This window comes from Rudaea sp. 3F27F6 (assembly GCF_005503555.1).
GTDB lineage: Bacteria > Pseudomonadota > Gammaproteobacteria > Xanthomonadales > Rhodanobacteraceae > Rudaea.
Window position 1 is genome coordinate 387,915 of sequence record NZ_SCNG01000002.1, and the last position, 15,314, is coordinate 403,228.

The 15,314-nt window shown below is 66.6% G+C and carries 10 protein-coding genes and 1 tRNA gene; 8 read left to right on the forward strand and 3 right to left on the reverse strand.

Going from position 1 to position 15,314, the window contains the following annotated elements:
* Positions 1-71: 71 nt before the first annotated feature.
* From FFS30_RS09585 to FFS30_RS09600, 3 genes are all read left to right on the forward strand, one after another.
* Entirely contained in the window at positions 72-1,160 is a 1,089-nt protein-coding gene (locus FFS30_RS09585) for a ribonuclease D (protein WP_137912919.1), read from the forward strand.
* A gap of 131 nt (positions 1,161-1,291) precedes the next feature.
* The gene (locus tag FFS30_RS09595) at positions 1,292-3,568 is read left to right on the forward strand and encodes a hypothetical protein (protein WP_171014541.1); all 2,277 of its coding nucleotides are present in this window, start codon (positions 1,292-1,294) and stop codon (positions 3,566-3,568) included.
* Positions 3,569-3,576: 8 nt separating this feature from the next.
* A complete protein-coding gene (locus FFS30_RS09600; RefSeq protein ID WP_137912922.1) occupies positions 3,577-4,341 on the forward strand; it encodes a hypothetical protein in 765 nt (254 codons plus the stop codon).
* 57 nt (positions 4,342-4,398) lie between these two features.
* Here FFS30_RS09600 and FFS30_RS09605 read toward each other — a convergent pair whose 3' ends face one another.
* Together FFS30_RS09605 and FFS30_RS09610 are read right to left on the reverse strand one after the other, a co-directional pair.
* Entirely contained in the window at positions 4,399-7,203 is a 2,805-nt protein-coding gene (locus tag FFS30_RS09605; protein WP_137912923.1) for a serine/threonine-protein kinase, read from the reverse strand.
* A gap of 119 nt (positions 7,204-7,322) precedes the next feature.
* Complete coding sequence (locus FFS30_RS09610; RefSeq protein WP_137912924.1) at positions 7,323-7,868, reverse strand: ECF-type sigma factor; 546 nt, start codon at positions 7,866-7,868, stop codon at positions 7,323-7,325.
* Between the two features lie 339 nt (positions 7,869-8,207).
* Between FFS30_RS09610 and thrA the strand changes: the two genes are divergently transcribed.
* The 4 genes from thrA (at position 8,208) to FFS30_RS09630 (ending at position 13,107) form a co-directional block, all read left to right on the forward strand.
* Complete coding sequence (thrA, locus tag FFS30_RS09615) at positions 8,208-10,727, forward strand: bifunctional aspartate kinase/homoserine dehydrogenase I (RefSeq protein WP_171014542.1); 2,520 nt, start codon at positions 8,208-8,210, stop codon at positions 10,725-10,727.
* Between the two features lie 2 nt (positions 10,728-10,729).
* Positions 10,730-11,647, forward strand: coding sequence for a homoserine kinase (locus tag FFS30_RS09620; protein ID WP_137912925.1), 918 nt, complete (start codon positions 10,730-10,732; stop codon positions 11,645-11,647).
* Positions 11,644-12,939, forward strand: coding sequence for a threonine synthase (gene thrC / locus FFS30_RS09625; RefSeq protein WP_137912926.1), 1,296 nt, complete (start codon positions 11,644-11,646; stop codon positions 12,937-12,939). Before FFS30_RS09620 ends, thrC begins: the two co-directional genes overlap by 4 nt.
* 92 nt (positions 12,940-13,031) lie before the next feature.
* A tRNA-Ala gene (locus tag FFS30_RS09630) sits at positions 13,032-13,107 on the forward strand.
* Between the two features lie 122 nt (positions 13,108-13,229).
* Here FFS30_RS09630 and FFS30_RS09635 read toward each other — a convergent pair.
* Positions 13,230-14,093 (reverse strand): helix-turn-helix transcriptional regulator, encoded by an 864-nt coding sequence (locus tag FFS30_RS09635; protein ID WP_137912927.1) that lies wholly within the window; start codon positions 14,091-14,093, stop codon positions 13,230-13,232.
* A 120-nt stretch (positions 14,094-14,213) separates the two neighbouring features.
* Here FFS30_RS09635 and FFS30_RS09640 point away from each other — a divergent pair, with 120 nt between their 5' ends.
* The gene (locus tag FFS30_RS09640; protein ID WP_171014543.1) at positions 14,214-15,188 is read left to right on the forward strand and encodes an alpha/beta fold hydrolase; all 975 of its coding nucleotides are present in this window, start codon (positions 14,214-14,216) and stop codon (positions 15,186-15,188) included.
* The last annotated feature ends 126 nt before the right edge of the window (positions 15,189-15,314 follow it).

Below are 15,314 nucleotides of genomic sequence, written 5' to 3' on the forward strand. Positions count from 1 at the left end.
GGGCAAGTACCCGCGGTACAAGCCCATTCACGCCCCGGTTCGGCTCGCGCCCTCAAAAACAAGGTTTCCCCATGCACCAGTGGATCGACAGTACCGCCGCACTCGGCGCATGGATGGGCAAGCACGCGGCCGCCACCGTGGTCGCGCTCGACACTGAATTCATGCGCGTGAGCACGTTCGCGCCGATCCTCGCCCTGGTGCAGGTGAAGATCGGCGACGAGGTCGCGCTGCTCGATTCGCCGCAGCTCGGCGAGCATGCCGCGCTCGCCGCGAGCCTCGCCGATCCGTCGCATGTTTGCGTGATGCACAGCGCAAGCGAAGATCTCGAAGCCCTGGCCGGCATCGTGCCCGCAGGCCCCGCCGTGCTGTTCGACACCCAAATCGCCGCGGCGATGGCCGGCCTCGGTTTCGGCCTGTCTTACCAGAAGCTCGTCGCCCATCTGTTCGGCGTCGAGTTGCCGAAATCGGAAACGCGTTCGGACTGGCTGCAGCGCCCGCTGAGCGCCGCGCAGCTCGACTACGCCGCGCAGGACGTCGTCTGGCTGCCGCAGATCCACGCGCGTCTTGCCGACACGCTCGAATCGCTCGGTCGCAGCGCGTGGCTCGCCGAAGACTGCCGGCGCATGATCGAACGCGTGCGCACCGCCGCACCCGACTCGCAGCCGCAGCGCGCGTTTCGCAGCGCCGCCGAATGGCCGCGCGAAAACCAGATCCTGCTGCGCCGCCTGCTGCGCTGGCGCGAATCCGCCGCGCGCCGCTACGACAAGCCGCGTTCGTGGCTGCTCGATGACGCGCACGCGCTCGACCTCGCCCAGCGCCCGCCGCTCGACGCCAACGCGCTGTTCGAGCGCACCAAGGGCCTGCGTGCGTTGCGCAGCGCGCAGCGCACGGAAGTGCTCGAACGCCTGCAGGCGCCGGCCGATGCGGACGACGATGCGACCGTGGCCGTGCCGCCGCCGATGAACAGCAACGAGAAGCGCGCAGTCGCCGCGATGAAAGACGCGGTCGCTGCGGTCGCGCAGGAACTCGACCTGCCCGAAGGCCTGCTCTGCCCTCGCCGCCATCTCGAAGCCTTCATCACCGATCGCGCGTGGCCCGCAGCGCTCGAAGGCTGGCGCAAGCCGCTGCTATTCGAGCGGCTGCAGGCTCTGTGTCCTTAGAACGCTTTTTACCGCCCGGCGTACCGCGGCGAGTTTGATCAAAACTTCCATTGCGGCACGCGAAAACGGCATGTCCGTTTTCGCCGTGCAATGTCGTTGGCCTGCACAGATTTTCCAGACAGGAGAGATTTGTGCGCGTTTCGTGCCTTCGTAGTTCGATTGCAAAACCGACCCGCTCCGCTATCGCCGCGGCGCTTTTTCCCGCGGCCTTGCGCGTCTTCGTGCCGCTCGCCGCAGCCACGGCGGGATCTTCTGTCTTTGCCGCCGACGTCGTGGTCACGCCGAGCAGCGGCAGTGCCTTCGTCGTCAAGGATTCGAGCAATACCCTCGACCGCGTGCGCGTCAGCGAGAGCGGTCAAGTCTGGATTCCGGTGCTCGCCGGCGGCCCGCAGCAGAACACGCCGGTTTGCTCGGGAGCCGGCGGTGTGATCGGCCCGTGCGCGCCCGGTGCTATGGGCGTCGGTCCTACCGGCCCCGCCGGTCCCGCAGGCGCAACCGGCCCCGCTGGCCCGGCCGGCGCCACCGGTCCGACCGGCCCTGCCGGCCCGCCGGGCGGCGGCGGCTCCTTCACCCTGCCGTATTCCGCCGTGCAATCGGCGGCCGGCGCCTTGTTCTCCCTGACCAACTCCGGCAGCGGAGACGCCATCGTCGGATCGAGCAGCGGCGCCTTCGGCGTGCGCGGCATCGCTGCGCTGGCGAATACGGCCGGCGTGATCGGGCGCAATACCGGGCCCGGCTACGGCGTGCAGGGCCTCGTCGACACCGACACGAGCGGCAACGGCATCGCCGTATTCGGCCAGGTCGGCGCGGCTTCGAGCACCGGGCGCGCGGGACGCTTCGAAAACATCAATGCCTCCAACACGTCGAATACTTTGGAGGTCGTGACCAACGGGCCCGGCGTCATCGCCGATCACACCCAGGGCAACGCCGGTAATTTCTTCGTCAACAATACCAATGGTGTCGGTGCGGGCGTACGCGGAGAGGTCAACAGCATCTTCGGCAACAACGGCACGGCCGGCGTCTACGGCGTCGCTTCCGGCACCGGCGGTTACGGCGGCTACTTCGAGCACAGCAATGCATCGGGTTTCGGACTCGCGCTCGAAGTGCTGCAAGCCGGTCTCGGCATGGCAGCACGCTTCGAGACCGTGCTGCCCACGAATGCCCAGGCCACGATCTACGCGGTGACCGCCGGCCTCGGCAGCGTGGCGCAACTGACCAATACGAACAACGCAAACACCGCCAATACGCTGCAAGTCACCACGAACGGCCCCGGCGTTATCGCCGACCACACCCAGGGCAATGCGGGCAATTTCTTCGTCAACAACACCAACGGGGTCGGTGCCGGCGTGCGCGGCGAGGTCAACAGCATTTTCGGCAACAACGGCACGGCCGGCGTCTACGGTACCGCGTCCGGCACCGGCGGCTACGGCGGCTATTTCGAGCACAGCAATGCATCGGGTTTCGGACTCGCGCTGTTCACCACCAACGCAGGCCTCGGCGTGACAGCCCATTTCGAGACCACCGCCACCGCCAACGCGCAGTCCACCGTCGAGATCGCCCAGGCCGGCACGGGAACCGGTTTGAACGTCTACGCCACCAACAATGCCAATACCTCGAATATCGTCAACGTGGTCACCAGCGGGCCGGGCGTCATCGCCGACCACAGCCAGGGCAATGCCGGCAATTTCTTCGTCAACAACACCACCAGCGTGGGCGCCGGCGTGCGCGGCGAAGTCAACACGATCTTCGGCAACAACGGCGCCGCCGGCGTGTACGGAGTCGCTTCGGGCACCGGCGGCTACGCCGGCTATTTCGAGCACACCGACAAGACCGGCTTCGGCATCACCTTGCAGGCCATCAGCAACGATCTGGGCACCGTCATGGTCGTGGATCACGAAGGCACCTCGGGCGATTTGGCCATCTTCCAGACCGGCGGTTTCAACAAGGCGCGCATCGACCGCACCGGCCGCGGTTTCTTCAACGGCGGCACACAGACCGGAGGCGCCGACCTCGCCGAGTTCATTCCCGTCGAAGGCACCGAGCCGCAGCCCGGCGACGTCGTCGAAATCGACCCGGACCACTCCAATAGTTTCCGTCTTTCCAGCGCAGCGCATTCGGCGCTCGTCGCCGGCGTGATCTCGACCGACCCGGGCGTGACCATGAATGCGAAGACCGGCGCCGTTGCCGCGGGCCACGGCCCGGCGCTCGCACTCGCAGGGCGCGTGCCGGTCAAGGTGACCAATGCCAACGGCGCCATCCATATCGGCGACCTGCTCGTCGCTTCGTCGACACCCGGACACGCCATGCGCGGCGGCGATTTCGAGCGCACCGGCGCGGTGATCGGCAAGGCGCTGGAGAACTTCGACGCCGCCGACGGCAGCATCCAGATGCTGGTCTGGGCACACTGAGAACCGCCATGCGCAGCCTTCTCCGCGGTTCCGCCCTCCTCGCCTGCTCGCTTGCGGTGCCCGCCTTCGCCCAGATCAGTATCGGCGCGGGCTCGGCCGTGCAGTTCGGCGACGCCACGATCAACTTCGGCTGCTCGGACCTGTCCATCGCCGGGCAAGCCGGCGCTGCGGCAGGCTCGCTGACCGGCCTGCGCAATTTCAGCGTCGCGCCGGGTGGCGGTTTCAGCGCGGGCAACGGTCAGATCACCCTCGGCGGCAACTTCGTCAACGGCGGCGCATTCAATGCCGGCGGCGGCGCAGTCGGCATCGTCGATGCGTGCGGCAGCGGCACCAGTCAACTTTCTGGAGCGACGAATTTCTTTCGCTTCGCGGCCAGCACCAGTACCGGAAAACAGCTGCAACTGCCGGCGAACACGACACAGAGCGTGGCCGGCGCGCTGAGCCTCACCGGCAGCGCGGGCAATCTGCTGCAGGTGCAGAGCACGGCGCCGGGCCAGCGCGCGAATCTCGCCGTCGCTACGGGCGCGGCGCAGACCATCGCCTATGTCGCGGCGCGCGACAATGCGGCAACCGCGGCGTCGATTGCGCCGGGCTCGCCCGCGTCGTATTCCTCGGTGGACGGCGGCAATCTCATCAACTGGTTCCTCGCCGTCAGCCAAGGTGGGCCGATTCCCGCGCCAGGCCTCGGCCTGCTCGGTCGCCTGCTGTTGCTCGGCGGCCTCGTCGGCACGGCCTGGCAGGCGGCGAGAAAGCGCCGTCCACGCGGTGTGTAGCAGATCGTCACGCGGGCAGGCTCACGGGCCTGCCCGCGCGATGAACGATCCGGCTTGCTAGCGCAGCGCCGTCTGACTCCGGCGCATATCGCGGTGCTCACGCGAGGGGCTTCCCTCCGCATCGTAGACCGTGCTCGCCTGCCACGCGCGATCCTCCCACTGCTGCGCCTCGTCGAAGTCGCCTGCGGCGGCGAGCGCATCGGCACGGATTCTCTGCAGATAAGGCTCGCGGCGGATGTCGAAAAAAGCCGTGCGTCCCTTCCACAGATCGAGCGCGCTGGCGCTTTCGCTCAGTGCCGCCGGCACATCTCTATGCATCAGAGCGAGACGCGCCATGCCTCCGTGTGCGGCGGCGTTGCGCTCGGAGCCGCCGTGTCCCGGACTCTTGTAGAACTGCAGGACCTTGGCGAGTTGAATTTCCGCCTCGGCCGCGTCGCCGCGATCGAGCAGAAAGCGCGCATAGCGCTCGCGCGCGGTCAGCATCATCATCATTTCGCTCGGCGTCGTCTCGGTGCTTTCCGCAAGCGCGGTTTGAAACAAGGTTCGCGCCTGCTCGAACCGGCCGAGCCGGTCGTACGCGTCGGCGAGGCGCGCTTGCGCGCGGCGCAAGTCGGCCTTGTGCTCGGGTTTCTTCTCCCAGTAGGCGACGGCCGGCTCGATCCAGGCCAAAGCCAGGTCCGGACGTCCTTCCGCGGCCAAGGATTTGCCGTAGAGTTCGCGTGCGGACACCGTCGTTTCGTCGGCGTCGCCGGGCGGCAGCCGCTTCATCGCGCGCTCGAACAAATCGATGGCCTGCGCACGCGCGCCCATATCGAAGATGAGCCCCGCGTTATTGGCGCGCATCGAGCCGGCGCCGGCATTGCCGGCGCCCCAGCGCCTGGACACCTCGTCGGATTTTTCGAAGGCCGACTCCGACGCCACCGCATCTCCGCTCAACTGCTGCGCCACCGCCAATCGTTCGTAGAGCGTCTGCAATTCTTCCGCATAGCGATCGGGTTTGTCCTGGACCAGGCGCACAGCTTCGGCGTAGATATCCGCATCGGCGAGAAGCAGCAGATCGCTCGAGTAGGACGTCAGCTCGCCGACCAGCAGAGAAAGCCCACGCTCGTCGCGATCCGCGCCGCGCACATGTTCCAGCGCGGACCGCAGCAGTTCACGCCTCGATTTTTCTTCGGCAAAGCGCGCGCCGAGCAGGCGCTCTTGCAGAAGCTTCTCGACCGCCACCAACAAACCCGGTTTCGAGCCGAGGTGATCGAACAGATCCTGCGTTCGTGTGAGCGCGGCTTCGCAGGCCGGCACGTCGCGTCTGCGGCATGCGAGCGAGGCGGTCTTCAGCGCGCCTTCGGCGGCGGCGACGCTGTACGGCCCCAAAGTACGCTCCGCGGTTTCGACGACGCGCCGGTTCATGTCCGCGAACAATGCGGTCTCGCCGAGTTGCAGATAAATGTCGGAAACGATGCCGAGCAGTTCAATCCTGATCTCGGGATGGTCGGGGAACCGGCTTTCGATTTCCCCGCTCGCGCGATTCAGCAAATCACGCGCCGTGATCTGGCCGTGCGAGCGGTCCGCATTGGCGCGTGGATCGCTCGCCTTGAACAGTCCGATCAGAAAATTCTTGGTCGCTTCTGCCTGTACGCGCAACGCGCGCTCGTGGCGCATCGCGATGAGGGCGAAAGCGGTGGCTGCGCAGAGGCCGACTATGCAGACCGCGGCGAGGGTGACGGCCAGCGCATGCCGGCGCAGAAATTTGCCGATCCGATAACGCGGCGATTCGCCGACCGCGCGCACCGGCCTGCCGTGCAGATAGCGCACGAGATCGTCGGCCAGCGCGCCGGCGCTCTCGTAGCGGCGCGACGCCTCCGCGGCCAGCGCCTGCTGGGTGATCTTCTCCAGATCGCCGCGCAGCGCGCGGCGCAGCGAACCTGGCGTCGATTGGCGCGCCGCGGCTATCGCCGACGCCGCCGGATCGACGTCGAAGCGCAGCGTGTGATGATTCTGCGCCGGTCTCGCACGCTGCCCGCATAGCAATTCGTAGAGCACGGCACCGAGCTGATAGACGTCGGTAGCGGTCGTGACCGGGCCGCCATCGCGCTGTTCCGGCGCAGCGTAATCGGGAGTGAAGAACTTGAGTTGCGACTGCGTCTTCGCTTCGGCGCCGTCGCCGAGCAGCTTGGCAATGCCGAAGTCGAGCAGCTTCACCTGCCCCTCCGCGTCGACGAGGATGTTGGACGGCTTCAAGTCCCGATGCACGACGAGGTTGCGATGCGCGTGCTGTACGGCACCGCATACCGTCACGAACAGCTCGATGCGCTGGGCCAGCGTGGCCCGCCGCGCATCGCACCACTCGGTGATCGGCACGCCATCGACGATTTCCATGGCCAGCCAGGCGCGGCCCGATTCGGTCGCGCCGCCGTCGATCAGCCGCGTGATATGCGGATGCCGCAGTTGGGCGAGAATCTCGCGCTCGCGGCCGAAGCGGCGCAGGATCTCGTCGGTATCCATGCCGCGCTTGACGATCTTCAGCGCCACCTTATGCCCGGTGACGCCGCCGATGCGCTCCGCGCAATAGACTTCGCCCATGCCGCCGCGGCCGAGTGGGTGCAGAAGCCGGTACGGGCCGACGACCGTCCCCGTCGCGCTATCGCCGTCCGCCTGTGCGGCGACGCGGGGCGCGTCGAGGAACCTGTCATCGAGCGACTCGCGTTCGATCAGCATGCGCCGCAGCCATGGCACCGCGGCGGCGTACTCGACCGGCAGATTCCCGATCCAGGCGGCGCGCGCGGCCGGCGCGAGGTCGAGCGCCTCGTCGAGGAGGCGCGACAATTCCGGCAACAGCTCGGGCGGGCAGGAAGCAGAGGTCATCGTCGTACGTTTCGCTTATTCGGGTCAAAACTCCAAACGACAAACGGACGGAAAGACGGCCATACGGCCAGATTCCGCCTCGAACGCAGGAACGCGACCGCCAGTCTGGCGGCGATCGGTTATTCCGACAGAATTTCGCGCAGCAGCAGGCGCGCCTTGTCCCAGTCGCGGCGTACCGTGCGTTCGTTGACGCCGAGCGCTTCGGCGATCTCGTTCTCGCTCAGCCCGGCGAAGTAACGCATTTCGACCACTTGGCCGAGGCGTGGCACGCGGGCTTCGAGTTCACGCAAGGCTTCGTCCAGGCGCACCGGCTCGCTCGTCGCCAGCGCCGCATCGGGGCCGGTTGAAAGCTCGAGCGTCACGTCGCCCGCACCGCCACCGCGCTTCTGCCGGCCGCGCGCCTTGGCGATATCGACGATGACCGAGCGCATCACTTTGCCGACATAAGCAAAGAACTGACCGCGATGATCCATGCTGAGGTGCTCGACCGCGGACAGCTTGAGCCAGGACTCGTGCACCAGGGCCGTCGTGTCGATGAGCCGGGCCGAGCCCGAATCGCGGATGCGCAGACGCGCCAGGACTTTCAGCTCCGCATATATCGCAGGCGACACGAAGCTCGGCAAATCTGCCGGAATCAATTCGTCGCGCGGCGCCTCGCTCAGCATTTTCGCTCTATCCCGGAAGGCGCGCAGAGAATACTCGAACCGGCCGGGCGCTGCAGCCGCGGAGGGCGGCAATTGCGCGGACCGGCGAAGATCGATAACCCCGCGCCGGGCATGGTTTGGGCCTTCCGCCGCCGCGTTGTTGACAGGCGCTGCCGTATCGGTTCCACTACGGCCATGCAGTTCGCCACGACGATTATTATGACGACCACTACCACTACCCACGTGGTGCGGTACGTCGTGCGCAGATAGGTTTCCCAAAGCAAACGGCCCCGCACCTCGAAGAGGATGCGGATCGCGCCGCTTCCTCCGGTAGAATGCCCGGCCCTCCCCGGAGGTTCCATGAGTACGCTCGCAAATCCGCCTCTCCCTGCCGCCGCAGTTTCTTCGGCGTCACAACGCATTAATACGTTGACCAACGTCGCGCACAAGTTCGGCGGCACCTCGATGGCCGACGCGGCACGCATCCGCCACGTCGCCGAGCTGATGCGCGCGCGGCCGGAAACCACGCAGATCGTCGTCGTCTCGGCCATGTCCGGCGTGACCGACGCCCTGCTCTCGCTCGTGCAGACCGCCGCGACCAACCAGCCCTGGCGCGAAAAATTCGAGGCGCTGCGCAAGCGCCATCTCGATACCGCGGCGGAGCTGTTTCCGGCGAAGCCCGCGCCGACACACGACTGGCTCAATGCGCGTTTCGACGAACTAGCCAAGGTGCTCGATGCGATCGCAGTGCTGCGCGGCGCCGGCCAGGGCGTGGCCGAAGCGATCAGCGGCAACGGCGAGGTCTGGTCCTCGTGGCTGCTGCACGCCCTGTTGCAATCGACCGGCGCGGACTATGCCTGGTGCGATGCGCGCGAGGTGCTCGTCGTGCGCCACGAGGAACTCGGCGTCGCGGTGAACTGGGAAGCCACCGAGGCCAAGCTCGCACCATGGCGCGAGACGCATCCGTCGACGCGCCTGATCGTCACCGGCTACGTGGCGCGCGACGAAGAAGGCCGCGACACCGTGCTCGGACGCAACGGCAGCGACTATTCCGGCGCGATTTTCGCCGCGCTGTACGGTTCGGAGGAACTGCATATCTGGACCGACGTCGACGGCGTGCTCAGCGCCGATCCGCGCATCGAACCCGAAGCGGTGACTCTGTCGGCGATGAGCTACAACGAAGCCTGCGAGCTCGCCTATTTCGGCGCCAAAGTCATTCATCCGCAGACCATGGCGCCGGCCATCGCACGCGGCCTGCCGATCCTGATCCGCAACACCTTCCGGCCCGACGTGCCCGGCACGCGCATCGACGCGCTCGGCGACGAAAACGGCCCGGTCAAAGGGCTGACCCTCGCCCACGGGCTCGCCCTGCTCAACGTCGAAGGTACCGGCATGATCGGCGTGCCGGGCACGGCGGAAAGAGTCTTCGCCGCGCTGCGCGCCGCGCGCGTGTCGGTCGTGATGATTTCGCAGGGTTCGAGCGAGCATTCGATCTGCTGCGTGGTCAAGCTCGTCGAAGCCGACACCGCGCGCGCCGCGATCGAAGGCGCGTTCGCGCGCGAGCTGCACGGCGGCCAGATCAGCGGCGTGCAAGTCGCGCGCGACATCAGCGTGCTCGCCGTGGTCGGCGACCGCATGGCCGGCGTGCCCGGCGTCGCTGCGCGCCTGTTCGACGCGCTCGCGCGTTCGCGGGTCAACATCCGCGCGATCGCCCAGGGCGCATCCGAGCGCAACATCTCCGTCGCCATCGCCAACGACCAGGCCACGCTCGCGCTGCGCGCCGCGCATGCCGCGTTCTGGCTGTCGCCGCAGACGATCTCGGTCGGCCTGATCGGACCGGGCAAGGTCGGTGCCGCCCTGCTCGACCAGATTTCCGCCGCGGCACCGCGCCTGCGCCGCGAATCCGGCCTCGACCTGCGCCTGCGCGCAATCCTCTCGACCAAGTACCTGCTCGCCGACGAGCGCGATCTCGGTGCAAACTGGCGCGACCGCGACGCCGACTTCGTCAGCAATGACATCGACGGCTTCATGCGCCATCTGATCGCGGCGCATCTGCCGCATACGGTGATCCTCGACTGCTCCGGCAGCAACGAGGTCGCGGCGAAATATGCGCAGTGGCTCGCCACGGGCATCCACGTCATCACGCCGAACAAACAGGCCGGCGCGGGACCGCTGGAGCGCTACCGCGCAATCCGCGCAGCCGCGGCGCAGGGCGGCGGCCGCTTCCGCTACGAAGCCACAGTCGGCGCCGGCCTGCCGGTGATCCAGACCCTGCGCGACCTGATCGACACGGGCGACGAACTCACCGCGGTCGCCGGCATCTTCTCCGGCACGCTGGCGTGGCTGTTCAACCGTTACGACGGCAGCATCGCCTTCTCGGAACTGATCCGCGAAGCGCATCAGCTCGGCTATACCGAACCGGACCCGCGTGACGATCTTTCCGGCATCGACGTCGCGCGCAAGCTCGTGATCCTCGCGCGCGAAGCGGGACGCGAACTGTCGCTGGCCGACGTCGCGGTCGAGAATCTTGTGCCTGCATCGCTACAGGGCGCGGGGCGCGAAGAATTCATGTCGCGTCTCGCGGAACTCGACGCGCCGATCGCACAGCGCTACGCCGACGCGAAGGCGAAGAACTGCGTGCTGCGCTACGTCGCCCAACTCGGAAAAGACGGCAAAGCCAGCGTCGGGCTCGTCGAGCTGCCAAGTTCGCACACCTTCGCCAACCTGCAGTTGACCGACAACGTCGTGCAGTTCTCGACCAAGCGCTACAACAGCAATCCGATGGTCATCCAGGGCCCCGGCGCGGGGCCGGAAGTCACCGCGGCCGGCGTCTTCGCCGACTTGCTGCGCGTCTCCGCCTCGCTCGGTGCGCGCGTATGAGGATGGAAGCCAGCGCCTTTTCGCCCGCCAGCATCGGCAATCTCGGTATCGGCTTCGACATCCTCGGCCAGAGCTTCGAGGGCGCGGGCGACCGCGCCACCGTGCGGCGTATACAAAGCGGCAAAGTACAGATCGCAGCGATCCGCAACGCCCCGGTCGCGCTGCCGCTCGATGCGGAGAAAAACACCGCGGGCGCCGCGCTGATCGCGCTGCGCGAAGGTCTCGGCCTGCCGTTCGGTTTCGAGATCGAACTCGACAAAGGCATCCCGTTCGGCTCGGGCATGGGCGGCTCGGCCGCATCGTGCGTCGCCGCCCTGGTTGCGGCCAACGCGCTGCTCGACGCGCCGCTCGATGCGGACCAGTTGTACCCGTACGCACTCGCCGGCGAAGCCGTCGCGAGCGGCGGCCTCCACGGCGACAACGTCGGCCCGATGCTGCTCGGCGGCGTCGTGCTCGCCACACTGCAGCATCTGGTCAAGATTGCCGTGCCGGACGCGTGGCACAGCGTGCTCGTGCATCCCGACGCCGTACTCGAAACGCGGCGCGCACGCGAGGCGCTCAAGGGTGCCTATGCGATCGGCGATTTCGTCGCGCAAAGCGCGAACCTCTCCCTGGTCCTGGCCGGCTGCCAGCGCGGCGATGCGAGTCTGGTGCGCGCGGGCCTCAGCGACGTACTCGTCGAACCGCGCCGCGCCCCGCTGATCGCGGGTTTCGATCGGGTCAAACAGGCCGCGCTCGACCATCGCGCCATGGGCGCAAGCATTTCCGGCGCCGGACCTTCCGTCTTCGCCTGGTTCGAATCGCGCGCGGAGGCCGAGGCCGCCGCGCCGGCGATGCAGTCCGGCTTTGCCGCAGCCGGCATCGCCAGTGAAGCCTTTATTTCGCCCGTCAACGGGCCCGCAGCGCGAGTCCTCGCATGAAATACGCCAGCACCCGCGGAAACGCTCCCGCGCTGAACCTGTCCGCTGCGATCGCCGCTGGCCTCGCACCGGACGGCGGCCTGTACGTGCCGCAATTGCTACCGACGTTCGCCATCTCCGATTTCGACGGCTGCGAAGATCTGCCAAGTGTCGCCGCACGCCTGCTCGCGCCGTTCTTCGCCGACGACGCACTCGCCGCGGAACTGCCGGCGATCTGCCGCCAGGCCTTTACCTTCGCGGCACCGCTGCACGCGCTCGCAACGCCGGACGATCACGTCCTCGAACTGTTCCACGGCCCGACCGCGGCGTTCAAGGACTTCGGCGCGCGCTTCCTCGCCGCGTGCATGCAGCGGCTTCCGCACGAATCGAATCACGACCTGACCATCGTCGTCGCCACGTCGGGCGACACCGGAGCCGCGGTCGGTGCGGCATTCGCCGGGCTGCCCGGCTTCAAGGTCGCTATTCTCTATCCCGACGGCCGCGTCTCGCCGCGTCAGGCACACCAGCTCGGCTGCTTCGGCGGCAACGTGCGTGCACTTCGCGTCGACGGCGCGTTCGACGACTGTCAGCGCATGGCCAAGCAGGCGCTCAGCGACAACGAATTGCGCCAAGCCGCGCCACTCAGCTCGGCCAACAGCATCAGCCTTGGCCGCCTGCTGCCGCAGATGGCCTATTACGCCGATTCGTCTTTGCGCAGCTATCGCGCGACCGGAGTACCGCTGAATTTCGTCGTGCCGACCGGCAACCTCGGCAACGCCGTCGCCTGCGCGCTCGCGCGTGCGTGCGGTCTGCCGATCGGCCGCATCGCGCTCGCCACTAACGCGAATAAAGTGCTGCCCGATTTTTTCGCCGGTGCCGACTACGCGGCGCAGCCGAGCGTGGCGACCATCGCCAACGCGATGGACGTCGGCGCCCCGAGCAACTTCGAGCGCCTGACTTGGCTGTATCCCGATGCCGCCGCGCTGCGCCGCGAATTCGCCTCAGCCTCGATCGATGACGACACCATCCGCGCGACGATCCGCGCACGCCACCGGCAATACGGCGAAGTGTTCTGCCCGCACACCGCGACCGCCGTGCATCTGCTCGAAGGCCTGCGCACGCAGGGCGTCGGCGGACACTGGGCCGTGGCCGCCACCGCACACCCGGCCAAGTTCGACAGCGTTGTCGAACCCTTGATCGGCGCGCCGGTGCCTGTGCCGGCCAGCCTTGCCGCCCTGCTCGAACGGCCCGCCCACGCCGACCCGCTCGCCAACGACTACGCCGCGTTCAGGGCGGTGCTTCGCGGCGTTTGACGATAAACGCGACGACCCTGTAAAATGCGCGGCTCGCTGTACGGTAGGCTCTGTAATGCGCTCTGCATCAGGCCCTACGCTCAAGAAAATTTGGGGTGGTAGCTCAGCTGGGAGAGCGTCGCGTTCGCAATGCGAAGGTCGGGAGTTCGATCCTCCTCCACTCCACCAAATACCTAAGTTTCAAGACAACTTGAAGACTTCAAAGACCCCGCCGCAAGCGGGGTTTTTCTTTTCGCGGACGCCAAATCGGGCCCGGAAGCGAATCGGCCAGCTTCTTATCGAAGGGATGACTAAACCGCGACGGATGAATGGATACCGCTCGCGGCGTCCTCATCACGAAGACGTGCGCAGAGCGCCGCGGTTTTTTCGTCACCGGGGAACGAGCATTCAATCCTCAGTTCGTCGAGCGTCACGTCCTGCGCGCCGGCAAACGTGGTTATCGTCTCGAAGAAACGGATTTCCCCGATCGGACTGCGGAACACCAGGTTGAGGATCGGCGGCACTTCCTCTTCGACGTCGCGATAGCGCCAGCCGCCGGGTACATCCGGATACGTGAGGATCTCGTCCAACAACCGACGCGAAACGGCGTCGGACGGCGCAGCCGCGATCTCCTCGTGCAGCAGACGGACGAAACGCCCGGCAACGTCGCTCCAGTTGACGATCACGGGACGGAAATCGTCCGGGTCAAATACCTGATGCAGCATATTGGCGTGACGCAGCGCCTTGCCGCCCATAAGAAACGCATTCATCCGCTTCGCCGCCTCGTTCGCCAGGACGATTTCCCAGTGACGGTTGACGACGAAGGCGGGATACGGCTCTTGGTGCCGCAGGATCAGCTCGATCGCTTCGCGCATTCGCTCCAGCGCCGGCGTCGGCAACGGGCTCTCGGAAAATTCCGGAACGAAACCCGCCGCGCGCATGAGCCGGTTGCGCTCGCGCAGCGGCATGCGCAAGGCATTTGCGAGGCGATGCACGGTTTCCCGGCTCGGTCCGGACTTTCCCGTTTCGATGTAGCTCAGATGCCGCGCGGATATCCCCGCTTCGAGCGCGAGGTCGAGCTGGCTCATCCTGCGCGCGGCGCGCCACTCGCGCAGCAATCCTCCGACGGCAGGCTGGGAAAGCTCGCTTATCGACGACGCTGCGTTTTTCAGCATGGGAAACTCCGCTTCGGATCACCGCTGTCTCGACCACAGCATATGACCTCGCACGTCATTGATGCCCGCATTTCCTACCTCGTACGCTGCGGACGCCCAATTCGTCCCCAGGAGAAACGTATGTCGAGACGCGATTTTCTGCTTCAATCCACCCTGCTGTCGATTGCCGCCACGCTTCAACCGCTGCGCGCATTCGCGGCCGCGAGCAGCGACCATCTACACACGAAAGAATTCAGCGTCGCCGATTTTCATGCCGCGCGGCGCTTCGTTCAAATCGGCGCAAGCAAGGTCGCCTACGTCGAACAAGGCGCCGGCGATACCGCGCTTTTTTTGCACGGCTATCCGCTCAACGGCTTTCAGTGGCGCGGCATCATGGCTCGGCTGGCGACGTTGCGCCGCTGCGTCGCTCCCGACCTTCTCGGCCTCGGCTACACCGATGCGCCCGGCGACGCCGATCTCTCCCCACGCGCTCAGATGGCCATGGTGCTCGCCTTTATGGACAAACTCGGCATCGGACAGGCGGACTTCGTTGCGAACGACAGCTCGACCGGCATTGCCCAACTGATCATCGCCGAGCATCCCGAGCGTGTGCGCAGCTTGCTCGCGACGAACGGCGACGTGCACACGAACAGTCCGCCCGAAACCTTGGCGCCGTTCCTCGAAAAGTGCCGGCGTAACGAAGCGCAGGCCTGGTTCGAGCAGCATCTGACCGACAACGACTTCGCCCGCTCGCGCGATGGCATCGGCAACGCCTACCACGCGCCCGAACGCGCGCTGACCCATGACATTATCGAAAACTATTTCCGGCCGCTGGTGAGTTCGCCGAAGCGCCGGCAACAGGGACAGCAGTACGGCCTGGCGATGCTGCCCAATCCGCTGCCGGCGATCGAACCGCGCCTGCGCCAGTTCGGCAAGCCGGTACGCATTGTCTGGGCGCGCAACAACGAACTGTTCCCGGACCGCTGGGCGCATTGGCTCGACCAGACGTTTCCGGGCTCGCGCGGCATTCGCTTCGTCGATGACGCGCAGCTTTTCTTCCCGGAAGAGAATCCCGATCTGATCGCTGCCGAAGCGCGAGCCTTGTGGCAAGCCTAGGCGAAAACACTGCGTCCACAAACGGCGTCAATCGAGGACTTCGAAGGTAAACAACTAAGCGGCGTAAACCACGCGACCGGATGAACGTCGCGAACTCCGCGTCGGAATCGGCATTCCTTTCCGTAA